Origin of the sequence: Enterococcus sp. FZMF, assembly GCF_030263915.1 — a bacterium.
Lineage (GTDB): Bacteria > Bacillota > Bacilli > Lactobacillales > Enterococcaceae > Enterococcus_D > Enterococcus_D casseliflavus.
The window spans coordinates 2,988,315-3,000,350 of record NZ_CP127160.1 but is presented as its reverse complement, the minus strand read 5'-3'; the positions used below and the strand labels follow the sequence as shown (position 1 = coordinate 3,000,350).

Genomic DNA, 12,036 nt, shown 5'->3' with positions numbered 1-12,036 from the left:
GAGGATGAAAGCTTTTTTTGTGTTTAACCAACCAAAGAGGAAAGATGGGAATAACATGGCATTAATCGAATTGTCGCATGTAAAAAAGTCATTCGGCAAAAAGCAAACGGCTGTCCACGCCGTCAATGATGTTTCACTGCAAGTGGAAAAAGGCGATATCTACGGAATCGTCGGTTACTCTGGTGCTGGGAAAAGTACATTAGTACGTTTGTTGAACGGCTTAGAATTGCCGACAGCAGGAGATGTAGTCATTAACGGTCAAAACATTTTGGCATTGAAAAACAAAGAATTGAGAAACTTCCGCAAAAAAATCGGCATGATTTTTCAGCACTTTAATCTTTTATGGTCTCGAACGGTGGCGGAAAACATTGAATTGCCATTGGAGTTGGCTGGCGTTGAAAAAGCAAAACGCCGTCAACGAGCGCAAGAGCTGATTAAATTAGTTGGGTTGGAAGGACGGGAAAATGCCTATCCGGCACAATTGTCTGGCGGACAAAAGCAAAGAGTCGGGATTGCTCGTGCATTAGCGAATGAACCAGAAATTTTGCTGTGTGATGAAGCAACGAGTGCGTTAGATCCACAAACAACAGAAGAAGTGTTGGATCTCTTGCTTTCCATCAATAAAAAATTGCATTTGACGATCGTCCTGATTACCCATGAAATGAACGTCATTCGCAAAATCTGTAATAAGGTCGCGGTGATGGAGCATGGGCAGATCGTGGAAGAAGGATCAGTACAATCGGTTTTCCGTAACCCACAGCAGGAAGTGACCAAACGTTTTGTTCAGCAAGATTTGGAGCCAGAAGAAGATGCTGAAGAATTACGGCAAGCCTTTTTACGAGAAAATCCGCAAGGGCATTTAGTGACCTTGACTTTTACACAAGACAACGCCAATGAACCAGTGATTTCACAAGCGATCCGTCGCTTCCAGATCGATGTCAATGTCGTTTACGGAAAGATCCAACAAACCAATGAGGGATCCTTTGGCGGCTTGACGGTTTTATTGACAGGTGAAGCAAGTGAGATCGAAAAAGCGATCGCCTTTTTCAAAGAACAGCAAGTAGGCGTGGAGGTGATTGAACGTGGATAAGTCATTTGTAGAAACCTATTTTAATTTTGAAAAGGTCGACTGGGCCAATATGCAGCAAGCAACCCTAGACACCTTGTTTATGACTTTCTTCTCCATGGTTTTAGTGGTCGTGATCGGTTTGCTTCTAGGATTGGCGCTTTATTCACTAGGGCGTAAACAAACAGCGGGAGCCAACATTTTCTATAACGTGGTTTCCATCATCAGTAACGCCTTTCGTTCAACGCCATTCATGATTTTGATGGTCTTGATCATTCCGTTTACAACATTATTAGTCGGTTCATTCCTAGGGGCAAAAGCAGCGATCCCAGCATTAGTTTTATCTGCGGCACCGTTTTATGCTCGGATGGTGGAAATTGCTTTTCGTGAAGTCAATCCTGGTGTGATTGAAGCAGCGGAAGCGATGGGTGCTAGTTACTGGGAGATCATCTACAAGATCGTGATTCCCGAAAGTGTTCCAGCATTGATTTCAGGACTGACGGTCACAACGATCTCAATGATTGGTTATACTGCCATGGCAGGCGCGATCGGTGCCGGCGGGCTAGGCGCTTTGGCTTGGCAAGAAGGATTTCAACGTGGAAATTACACTGTTACGCTTGTTGCAACAGTGATTATTTTAATTATCGTTTTCATTATCCAAGGAATCGGCGATTTCCTTGCGAAAGCCACCGATAAACGGTAAATGAAACGAAGAACAAAAAGTGGAAAATATGGGAGGAAATGGATATGAAAAAGATTTTTGGTATTGCAACAACCTTATTGTTAACTGCCGCTTTAGCAGCTTGTGGTACAGGCTCAAATTCAGGAAGCTCTGACTCATCTGCGGCTGAGGGAGAATCAACAAAATTAGTGATCGGTGCATCAGTTACGCCTCATGCGGAAATTTTAGAACAAGCCAAACCTTTACTAGCAGAAGAAGGCATTGATCTTGAAATCAAAACCTTCGATGATTATGTGTTACCCAACAAAGCATTGGAAAATGGCGATATCGATGCCAATTACTTCCAACACATTCCCTACTTGAACAAACAAATCGCAGACAATGGCTATGATTTTGTCAATGCTGGTGCGATCCATATCGAGCCAATGGGTCTTTACTCAAAACGAATCTCTGATATTTCAGAACTAGAAGATGGTGCAACGGTTCTTACTTCCACTTCTGAATCTGACTGGGGTCGTATCCTAACGATTTTACAAGATGCTGACTTGATCACTTTAAAAGACGGCGTTGATACAGAAACGGCAACCTTTGATGATATTGCTGAAAATCCGAAAAACTTAGAATTTAAACATGACGTCGATCCATCTCTTTTGGCGACTGCTTATCAAAACGACGAAGCAGACCTAATCGCCATCAATGCGAACTTCGCATTCGGGATCGATTTGAACCCAGCGGATGATTCTGTTTTATTAGAAGCGGATAATTCGCCTTATGTCAACGTGATCGCTTTCCGCAGTGGTGACGAAGATAGCGACAAAATCAAGAAATTGATCGAAGTGCTGCATTCAGACGAAATCAAAGACTTTGTGGAAGAGCAATGGCAAGGTTCAGTGAAAATCGTTGATGCTGACGCAAAATAATTCACTGCCAACTAAATGAACCTCAAAAGAGCGTGTCGCTACTTAAGCGGACGCTCTTTTTTTTGCGGAAAGGCAATGATCGGTTGGAAAAAAGAGAGCTCTTGCCAAATGCATTCATAGAGTAAGGGCAACTCGGGATGCTTTTTTAAGAGTTTTTCGTAATGGGGAAGCTGAGTCAAAAAAGCCTGGACCAAGCGTTGGGAACGTTCAGATAGGCAAGGATTTAGTGGCGGATAGACAAATAAATTGCCTTCCAGTAAGGCGCCCAAAAGATGGGCTTGGAAAATTTTCGACAAAAGCACTTCTAATGGCTGCTGGAGCGGATGCTCCGACAAAATCGGCGTGATGATTCGTCGCAAAAGGAAGGCTTCTTCTGTTGGTACATAAAAATGCTCCAGTGCTAGCAGCTGTTGCCACAAAAATAAATAGCTGCGTTCACCAACTAAATAAAAACGTGGCACAAAGCATGTTGGATAAACTTGCTGAGTAAACGTGGCGGGGGTGTTGGGATAAAAAGCGTTTGCCCGCAACTGATGAATCTGCTTCAGTTCTTGAAACGCTTGATTAGAAGAAAGCGTCGGGCTTGCTAAGAGGGTGAGTCGAAAAATCACATAGCGCAGTTGCCGTTCATTGCCAGTAATCAAAGGAAAACTGCGACGGTCGATCCTTAGATGATAAGGTGCCAAAAAAAAGGAAAAGGACAAAAAGCGCCGATGCAAACTGGAGGGGCTCAGGTAATACCGCTTGTGGAGGTCTGCAAAGGAAATGGTCGGCATTTTTAACAGTAACAAGAGCAACTGATAGTTTGTACTTTTATTAAACAATGCAGCAAGCATTTCTGTATGGGAGAAGTTTTTGCTGGCTAGGGGCTGCTGCAAATCATGAAAGGCACGAATGTGTCCTTGCTGCACATCATAATGGAAGGAAGGGTCCTCGTTTAAACAACTGGACAGTAGCCGACGGATCGTTTTGACGGAAAGATTTTGGTCGGCAGCAGCTTTATTCAAAGGAAGGGGATTTTCGCTCAAGAGCATCGTGGACAGACGCAGCATTTGCATAATATCTTTTTCAAGGATATTTTTCAAAACCAGGCACCTCTTTCAGCTGAATTTTGCAACTGTCCTTATTATAAGGGAACTTCACACGTTATTTTCACACACAAAAAATAGTCAATAAAACGTAATAAAAAACGGGGGATTCATTGGTTGCTTCCTCGAACCCTGTATATTATAGAATTAAATGAGAGGAGGGAATCAAAAAAAACCACCTTTTAAAATAAAAAGGGTGGTTTTTTATTTAAGTATCGTTATAAAAAGAGAAACACGAAGCGCTGTTAACGAGTCTCGCTAGGCAATAAAATCGTTTGCCGCTGCCCATCGTCATACACATAGACTTTTTGGGGATAGAGGTCGGAATAACGGTAAGGCAGATCAACGCCGAGTTCGATTTGACTTTGTGCTTGAGAAAAAAGCAGTGTGACACGACCGTGATTGTTTTGGACTTCAAAGGTGAGCAGATTTGTCAACGGAATAAACCCTTTCAAATCGAGATCGATGATTAACCAAATACTATCGATCAGTTCGCCAGGCAGTGTTTGAACAATCCCGCCAGAAGCGTAGCGGCTGCGGTGATCATCAAATGTTTCAAACATAAAAACCCCTCCTTCAAGTAGGCTTGCCAATAACATCAAATTTGTCTATTTATCATAATGAAGAACCGTCAAAAATGCAACTACTTCTGCTTTTCTTTTTGGGCAGCGACGCATTTTAACTATTTTCTTAAAAATTTGTTGGGTTGGCTGGACCAAGCTTTCCCATGGCGTCTTTCAGTGGAAAATAGTCAGTTGCAGCTCACCAGCTCTTCGTAAGAATGAAAAAGACTCTTAAAGGAAAAGCCCTTCAAGAGTCTTGCATTTCTTAGAAGTGTCTGTTGATTGAAAACGCGATCTTAAGAACGATGTTCTATGATTATTCTTCGTCTTCACCGATAACTGCTGGTTCAGCAGCTTCGCCAGCTTCTTCATCTTCAGAGATTTCTTGTGGTTCAGTAACCGCAACGATTTGTTCTTCTGGATCGGTCACGATCGTGTACTCGTCGTTCTTAGGCAGATCAGCCACTGTTAATGAATCGCCGATCTCTAATGACGTTACATCGATCTCAACACGTTCAGGCAATTTGTCTGGTGTTGCTGATACAACGACTGTATACAAGTTTTGTGCTAGAACACCACCAGCTTTGACACCAGCAGATTCGCCAATTAAGGTTACTTCTGCTTCTACTTCTGTTTCTTCATTCATATCGACAGATAGGAATTCAACGTGGGTTAAATTGCGTGTGAAGGTATCTGATTGATACTCTTTGATCAGTGTATTGACTTTTTTGCCTTCTAAACTGATCGTGATTACGGTATTCAATCCATTTTCACGCAAGATTTTTTCTAATTCTGCTGCATTTACAGCAATCGGTGTGCTTTCTACTTTGTACCCATTGACAATTGCAGGTACTTTTCCTTCGTGGCGCAACTTGTTCCGTAAAGAACGTGGGCGAACTTCTCTTTTCGTAACTTCTAATGATACTGACATAACTCAATTCCTCCTAAAATTTTCTCGTTAATAACGAGATTTTTTAAGCAAATTTTGTTAACTCTGCACATTAAGTGGTACGTGAGTGAAAACACGCAAAAGGGCAGTTGTGTACACAACTGCCCCAGAAAGTTTTGGTTCAACTTTTCTCCACCAGGTCATAACGCTGTGTATGAGAAACTATATTTACTTTACTCTTTAACCTTACGCAAAAAGACAAAGAAAGTCAAATCATTTGAAATCCTGGCAGTTTCCTTTCACTAGATCCTGAGCTATAATAGCCACTATGGAGAAAAATTTATGCGTTTAGATAAAGTGATCGAGCAACAATTGAATACTTCTCGTAAAGAGATGAAACGGTTGTTTCAGCAAGGAAAAGTCCTCGTGGATCAAAGGATTGAAGGGCGACCTGAGCGCAATGTCGATAGCGCCATCCATCAAATCATCGTTGCGGGTCGTCAGTTGGAAACGCAGGAACGCTATTATATCGTCAACAAGCCCAATGGTGTTGTTACAGCGAATGTTGATCAACAGCACCAGACAGTGATCGATTTGATTGCACCAAAGGACCAGCACCCAGATTTTTATGCCGTCGGTCGATTGGATCGGGACACGGAAGGGTTGGTATTAGTTACGACGAATGGTCAGTTAGGCTATGACTTGCTGCATCCCACGAAAAAGGTGACCAAGCGATATGAAGTGGTGGTCAATGACTTGGTGACTCCTGAAGATGTGGCGGCATTTGCCACAGGGATCACCTTTCATGGTGGCGTCACTTGCAAACCAGCTGCCCTAACGATCATCGATGCCCGAGCGGATCGTTCCTTTGTTTCGTTAGAAATTGCTGAAGGCAAGTTCCATCAAGTGAAAAAGATGTTTTTAGCCCGAGGGAAAAAAGTCATTCAGCTGAAACGAACAGCGATGGGTTCGCTAGTTCTACCAGATGATTTAGCAGTGGGCAGTTATCGCTCGCTGACGCAAGAAGAATTAAGAGGACTGGCGGCGCATTTCCGCTGAGAAAGAGGGAGAAAATGAAGTATAAAACATTATTATTTGATGTCGATGACACGATCCTCGACTTTCAAGATACCGAAGATCAAGCCTTAAAAGCACTATTTGAAGCTCATGGCTTGGAAATGACCCCAGAGCGCAAACAAAGCTATCAAACGATCAATCATGATTTGTGGCAGCAGTTTGAGCAAGGGAAAATTACGAGAGACCAAGTCATCAATGAGCGTTTCGGTTTGTTTTTTGAAACGCAAGGCATTCAGGTCGATAGTCCAGCAGTTGAATTGGCCTATCGGGAATTTCTAAATGAAGGACATAAACTGTTAGACAACAGTGATGAGATCTTAGCGGAGTTGGCGCAGCATTTTGACCTATACGTGGTGACGAACGGGGTTTCTGAAACCCAATATCGCCGCTTGGAAGATGCCAAATTAAAGCCGTATTTCCGTGATATTTTTGTTTCAGAAGATACAGGGTATCAAAAACCAATGAAAGAATATTTTGACTATGTGTTTGCTCGCATACCAAACGTTAAAAAACAAGAAACAGTCATCATTGGCGATTCACTGACTTCAGATATCTTAGGCGGACAACTGGCAGGGATCGATACGATTTGGTTCAATCCAAAGAAAAAAAACAGTGGTGAGATTCAGCCTACTTATGAGATCGAACGTTTGCAGCAATTACTTCCTTTATTGCAGCACTGATTCTACAGAAACAGTAGTAATTTGCCGAATTTTCGCTATAATAGAACCAGTGTGAATTTTTTAAGATGAAAGAGGTTAATTGAATGACGAATGGCAAGCCCATTATTATTGGTGTGACAGGTGGATCAGGTAGTGGAAAAACAAGCGTGAGTCGGGCGATCTTTAATCATTTCCCCAATCATTCTATTATGATGCTTGAACAAGACTCCTACTATAAAGACCAAAGTGATCTGAGCTTTGAAGAACGGTTGAACACCAACTATGACCATCCTTTTGCATTTGATACTGATTTGTTGATCGATCACTTGCAACAGCTGCTTGCATATCAAACGATCGAAAAACCCGTCTATGATTATGTCGCGCATACCCGCAGCGAAGCAACGATCATTCAAGAACCCAAAGAAGTCATTATCTTGGAAGGGATCTTGATTCTAGAAGATGAGCGATTGCGTAATTTAATGGATATTAAACTTTATGTTGATACAGACGATGATATTCGAATCATTCGCCGAATCAAACGTGACATGGAAGAACGTGGCCGGACATTGGATTCTGTGATCGAACAATACTTGACGGTGGTAAAACCGATGTATCATCAATTCATCGAACCGACCAAACGGTATGCCGATGTCATCGTACCAGAAGGCGGCGAAAACCACGTAGCCATCGATTTGATTACGACCAAAGTAGCGACCTTCTTATCCTAAGATTTCTTAATCCATCGATGGGAATGTTTCTATTGAAAAGTAACATTTGATTCATGAAAAACTGCTGATAGGCACTCTTTCTTGAGAAATGCTTATCAGCAGTTTTAATTTTATAAAAAACAGTAGTATTCCGACTAAATTTATGGTAAAGTAATCCTCATGCGACGAGTCGAGAAGGTCTAGCATTAGCTGACCAGATTGATAGCAGAGGCACACCGCGTAAGCAACCTACCGGATTTGTAGGGTGTCGGAATATTCCTTTTGTGGAGATAGGGTATTCTACTAGCAATAGTACTGTGAGTGAAGAAAGCTATGAACATTTTTGTTCACAGCTTTTTTTTGTTCATTTAGGTGAGAGAACAGCAATAGATAGTGGAAGACTCTCCCCAAAGATGGTAGCCCGTCCCGATCGGTTCAAAAGAAAACTTCTCATAAAAAGTAGAAAGATCCGTACATAGATACAGAGAATCAAAACCAGCTCCAGCAGCACGTTGCTTGGCTGTTTCGATCAAAAGGCGGGCACCGCCTTGGCCACGCCACAAAGGGTCCACATACAAGGCGTAAAGCCAAGGGGTCAAATCCATCCGACTGATGAAGTCGTTGGGGATCAAGCCGCCGCAGCCGATGATTTGATAACGTCCGTCTGCTGCGATTTCTTCGTTGACCAGCAGCAGCCATTGCGGCAAAGGATTTGCTGAAAAACTATGGGTCAGGCTATCCTCATAAACCATGAGGGAGTCGGGACCAGCCCACTGTTTTTGGAAGTAACGAATGGCTTCTGCTAAGTAGTCAGGGTGTTCTTTAAGGGTGATGACCTGCATTTGTTTTTCTCCTTTATCCTTCTTTAGGTAAACGAATCTGAAAAATAACCCCTCGTGGCTGCAAATCTTTGACCTGGATTTGTCCCTTGTGCTCTTCAACGATTTGCTTGGCGATCGCTAAGCCTAAACCATAGCCGCCGGTCTCTTTGGAGCGGGAACGATCCTCGCGGTAGAAGCGATCAAAGATACGGGCTTTTTCTTCATCGGAAATGGCTGGTCCTGTGTTTTTGACCTCGATCAGCCATTGCTTGTTAGAAATCTCCGATAAGAGGGTGATTTTATCACCGCTACTCGTATACTTTAAGGCATTATCTAGGAGGATCACGAGGACTTGATGGATTTTCTTTTGGTCAAAGCAAGCGGTCGTTTTGGCAAAGTTTTCGACAACAAAGTGTTTTTGATCCAATTCGGCAATTTCTTTGAAAGGTTTGACTAAGTCATCGATAAAAGGAGCTAGCTCGATGGTTTCTTTTGTCAAAAGCAATTGATTGGAATCACTGCGGGCGATCGTCAGCAAATCCGCCGTTAATCCAGTCAGCCGCCGAGTTTCCGCTAACGCTTGGGCGATGCTTTCAGATTCTTCAATGATCGTATGATTGGGCTTGGTAAACAGGCGTTCCAGACTGTTTTGAATGATCGTCAATGGTGTGCGTAGCTCATGGGATGCATTTTCGACAAATTCCTGCTGTTTTTTCCAGGAGGCTAAAATGGGGCGCATGTTCAAGCTGGAAAGCAAATAGCTGATCCCGATCGAAAGAATCCAGAAAAAGATCATCGATAAAATTAAAATCGTTTGGAAATTGTTCATCGCATTTTTGATTTGGTTAGTGTTCGCCAAGACTTGGATATAGCCGACACCAGCATCATTTGTTGGCGCTTTGGTGGTGATCGAACGAAACAAAAGGGTCTCTTCTTCCTCTGACAAGGACTGATCCACCACTGAAAAAGATGTGATACTGTCTAAGTGGCTTGTATCTAAAGATAAACTCGCCAGTTGTGAAAAGCGGCCGCCCAAGGTCTGCTTGTTTAATATCTCACCGTCTTCAGACCAGAGAATCAACTGGGTATTGAAGCGATTGGTCCCAGGGATCTTTGGCATGGCACTATCTGGTGGCAATACCTCTAGATTGGATTGCGAAGCGCTGATCTCTGCTTGGATCAAGCGGGTATCTTTGACTGCTTGTTCCAAAGAAATGTCGGTTTGCCGATAAGCCGATTGGTTGAACAATTGGAGGACGATGGTTCCTAAAAGTAAGAAAACCAACGCAAAGGCACTGACATTTAGGAGAAAGGAGTGCAGCCGTTGTCTCTTAGAGCGTTCTTTATTCATAGACTAGGCTCCTTGCATAATATAGCCGACATTTCGCAACGTACGGATCTCTTTGTCGATCCCTGTCTGGCGCAAGTGTTTCCGCAGATTGCTCATATAGACTTCGACGACAGTCAAGGTCGTTTCTGAATCAAATCCCCAGATGCGATCAAAAATCTGTTCCTTAGTCAAAATAATGTTTCTATTTTGTAGAAAATAAAGCAGCAGCTCAAATTCTTTCCCTTGGATCGGCAAAATCTGCCCTTGGTAACTGACCTCATTGGTGCCAAGGTTGCACAGCAATCCGTTATATTCCAGGGTATTTTCATTGAACAAACCTAAGGAGCGTTTTAGCAACGCTTTGATCCGCATCAATAATTCTTCCCGATAAAAAGGCTTGGTCAAATAATCATCTGCCCCTTTTTGAAAACCAGTCACTTTGTCTTCTAAGCCGTCTTTGGCTGTTAAAATCAGGACGGGTGTTTGGAGTCCTTTTTTTCTTAGGGCAGAAAGCACCTCATAACCGTTCATCTCTGGCATCATCAAGTCGAGAATAATCAAATCATAGATCCCCGTTTTTGCCTCGTATAAGCCTTCACTGCCATCATAGGCTTGTGTGACGTCACCGATCTCGCTGACGATTTCTTTCATATTATCAGATAATGTTTTGTCATCTTCGATCACTAATAGTTTAATCATGTTCCCACCTCTTTAAGGATAAGAATAGCACGAATAGCATAAAAAATGCTTAAAAAAACTGTTTTGACTTAAGCTGCATTTAAGATAGCTGCCGTAAATTCAGTGCATGGATTTCAAGGGAGGAACATTTTTATGAAATTGAAAAAAGTCTTTCAAAGAAAAGAGACAAAATATTTAATAGCCAAGGAACAATTTCCTGCATTTCTTGCTGAGCTTCAGCAAAGAATGGCGATCGATGAATATGGGCAGCACACGATTATGTCCTTGTATTACGATACCCACGATTACCGCTTTATTCGTCATTCGATGGACAAACCGAAATACAAAGAAAAATTTCGGGTCCGCAGCTATGGCATACCGACAGAGCAGCAGTTGATTTTTTTAGAGATCAAAAAGAAAGTCAATGGGGTGGTCTACAAACGCCGAGTCCCGATGCCCTATGCTGACTATTGTCTCTGGTTGCAAACAGGGGGCTTGCCACCAATGGCAGAAGCACCGCAAATCGCTGCAGAGATCCACTGGCTGTTTAAGCAAAACCCAGACTTGCTGCCGAAAGTGTTGATTGCCTATGATCGCTTGTCGCTGTTTATTGATGATGATAGTGAATTTCGCGTGACATTCGACCAAAACATTCGCTTTCGCACCTATGATCTTATGTTCGGTTCTGGCAGTGAGGGGGCGCTGGTAGCACCTGAAATCGGGGTGTTGATGGAAGTGAAAGCCCTCGGCGCTTATCCGTTATGGTTTGTGGAGCTGTTGAACAAATACAGCGTGCGCAAAGGTAGCTTTTCAAAATATGCCCAAACGTATCAACGGCATTTGTTCAAGAAGGAGGAATGGTTACATGTTATCTAGTCTGTTTTCTGGCGATACGAGCACCCTTGAATGGCGTAGCTTATTGATCTGTATTGCCGCCTCATTGCTTTTAGGAATATTGGTAGCGGCGATCCATATGATCCGCAATGTCTACACAAAAAACTTCGTCATTACCTTGGCGGTCTTACCGATCCTCGTTCAATCCGTGATCATGCTAGTCAACGGCAATCTTGGCACAGGTGTGGCGATCTTAGGCGCCTTCAGTTTGATTCGTTTCCGCTCGGTTCCAGGAGGGTCTAGAGAGATCACCAGCGTCTTTTGGTCGATGGGGATCGGTCTGGCAACTGGGATGGGCTACGTCGGCTATGTCGTGATTTTTTCCATCATCGTGGCGCTTTTCTTGACCCTTTTATACACGGTGCCCTTTGGCGATCGACAAGCCACGAGTGAACGAGAACTGAAAGTCACGATTCCAGAAGATTTGGATTATCCGCAACTATTCGATGATCTCTTTGAAAAATATACGCATTCTGCCAAACTGACATCGGTTCGAACGACTACGATGGGGAGCTTATATGAGTTGCGTTATCAGTTGCTGTTAAAAGACCAAGCGCAAGCAAAACAAATCATTGATGAAGTTCGGGTTCGTAATGGCAATTTACCCGTTGTTTTAGGCAAGCTCACCGCTAACCGCGATGAGCTGTAGAAGGAGGAACCTC

General features: G+C 43.0%; 14 protein-coding genes. 8 read left to right on the top strand and 6 right to left on the bottom strand.

What is annotated here, in order from left to right; genetic code table 11:
* Positions 1-55: 55 nt before the first annotated feature.
* From QN079_RS14595 to QN079_RS14585, 3 genes are read left to right on the top strand one after another with little or no spacing between them, the layout of a single operon-like run.
* Complete coding sequence (locus QN079_RS14595; RefSeq protein WP_005227918.1) at positions 56-1,090, top strand: methionine ABC transporter ATP-binding protein; 1,035 nt, start codon at positions 56-58, stop codon at positions 1,088-1,090.
* Positions 1,083-1,769 carry a methionine ABC transporter permease gene (locus QN079_RS14590; protein ID WP_005227919.1) on the top strand — a complete coding sequence of 229 codons (687 nt, stop codon included), beginning with the start codon at positions 1,083-1,085 and terminating at the stop codon, positions 1,767-1,769. Before QN079_RS14595 ends, QN079_RS14590 begins: the two co-directional genes overlap by 8 nt.
* 44 nt (positions 1,770-1,813) lie before the next feature.
* Positions 1,814-2,668, top strand: a complete 855-nt coding sequence (locus QN079_RS14585) for a MetQ/NlpA family ABC transporter substrate-binding protein (RefSeq protein WP_289230020.1) — start codon at positions 1,814-1,816, stop codon at positions 2,666-2,668.
* 38 nt (positions 2,669-2,706) lie between these two features.
* Here the strand turns inward: QN079_RS14585 and QN079_RS14580 are convergent, their stop codons facing one another.
* The 3 genes from QN079_RS14580 to QN079_RS14570 all read right to left on the bottom strand — a co-directional run bounded on the left by QN079_RS14580 (position 2,707) and on the right by QN079_RS14570 (position 5,250).
* On the bottom strand, positions 2,707-3,753 hold the full coding sequence (locus tag QN079_RS14580) for a helix-turn-helix domain-containing protein (RefSeq protein WP_289230019.1): 1,047 nt from the start codon (positions 3,751-3,753) through the stop codon (positions 2,707-2,709).
* Between the two features lie 248 nt (positions 3,754-4,001).
* Positions 4,002-4,319 (bottom strand): DUF960 domain-containing protein, encoded by a 318-nt coding sequence (locus tag QN079_RS14575; RefSeq protein WP_005227922.1) that lies wholly within the window; start codon positions 4,317-4,319, stop codon positions 4,002-4,004.
* Between the two features lie 316 nt (positions 4,320-4,635).
* Positions 4,636-5,250: a 50S ribosomal protein L25/general stress protein Ctc gene (locus tag QN079_RS14570; RefSeq protein ID WP_005227923.1), complete on the bottom strand. Its 615-nt coding sequence runs from the start codon at positions 5,248-5,250 to the stop codon at positions 4,636-4,638.
* A 300-nt stretch (positions 5,251-5,550) separates the two neighbouring features.
* Between QN079_RS14570 and QN079_RS14565 the strand changes: the two genes are divergently transcribed.
* The 3 genes from QN079_RS14565 (at position 5,551) to udk (ending at position 7,672) form a co-directional block, all read left to right on the top strand.
* A complete protein-coding gene (locus tag QN079_RS14565; RefSeq protein ID WP_289230018.1) occupies positions 5,551-6,267 on the top strand; it encodes a 16S rRNA pseudouridine(516) synthase in 717 nt (238 codons plus the stop codon).
* A gap of 14 nt (positions 6,268-6,281) precedes the next feature.
* Positions 6,282-6,965 carry a YjjG family noncanonical pyrimidine nucleotidase gene (locus tag QN079_RS14560; protein WP_016609901.1) on the top strand — a complete coding sequence of 228 codons (684 nt, stop codon included), beginning with the start codon at positions 6,282-6,284 and terminating at the stop codon, positions 6,963-6,965.
* An 83-nt stretch (positions 6,966-7,048) separates the two neighbouring features.
* Positions 7,049-7,672: a uridine kinase gene (udk, locus tag QN079_RS14555; RefSeq protein WP_005227927.1), complete on the top strand. Its 624-nt coding sequence runs from the start codon at positions 7,049-7,051 to the stop codon at positions 7,670-7,672.
* A 347-nt stretch (positions 7,673-8,019) separates the two neighbouring features.
* On the opposite strand, the gene QN079_RS14550 is transcribed toward udk, so the two are convergent.
* From QN079_RS14550 to QN079_RS14540, 3 genes are read right to left on the bottom strand one after another with little or no spacing between them, the layout of a single operon-like run.
* Positions 8,020-8,493: a GNAT family N-acetyltransferase gene (locus QN079_RS14550; RefSeq protein WP_289230017.1), complete on the bottom strand. Its 474-nt coding sequence runs from the start codon at positions 8,491-8,493 to the stop codon at positions 8,020-8,022.
* Positions 8,494-8,506: 13 nt separating this feature from the next.
* Entirely contained in the window at positions 8,507-9,823 is a 1,317-nt protein-coding gene (locus QN079_RS14545; protein WP_005227932.1) for a sensor histidine kinase, read from the bottom strand.
* Positions 9,824-9,826: 3 nt separating this feature from the next.
* Positions 9,827-10,501: a response regulator transcription factor gene (locus QN079_RS14540; protein ID WP_289230016.1), complete on the bottom strand. Its 675-nt coding sequence runs from the start codon at positions 10,499-10,501 to the stop codon at positions 9,827-9,829.
* Positions 10,502-10,633: 132 nt separating this feature from the next.
* On the opposite strand from QN079_RS14540, the gene QN079_RS14535 reads away from it, so the two are divergent.
* Both QN079_RS14535 and QN079_RS14530 read left to right on the top strand, forming a co-directional pair.
* Complete coding sequence (locus QN079_RS14535) at positions 10,634-11,356, top strand: polyphosphate polymerase domain-containing protein (RefSeq protein ID WP_289230015.1); 723 nt, start codon at positions 10,634-10,636, stop codon at positions 11,354-11,356.
* A complete protein-coding gene (locus QN079_RS14530) occupies positions 11,346-12,023 on the top strand; it encodes a DUF4956 domain-containing protein (RefSeq protein ID WP_289230014.1) in 678 nt (225 codons plus the stop codon). The genes QN079_RS14535 and QN079_RS14530 overlap by 11 nt, the downstream gene beginning before the upstream one ends.
* Positions 12,024-12,036: the final 13 nt, after the last annotated feature.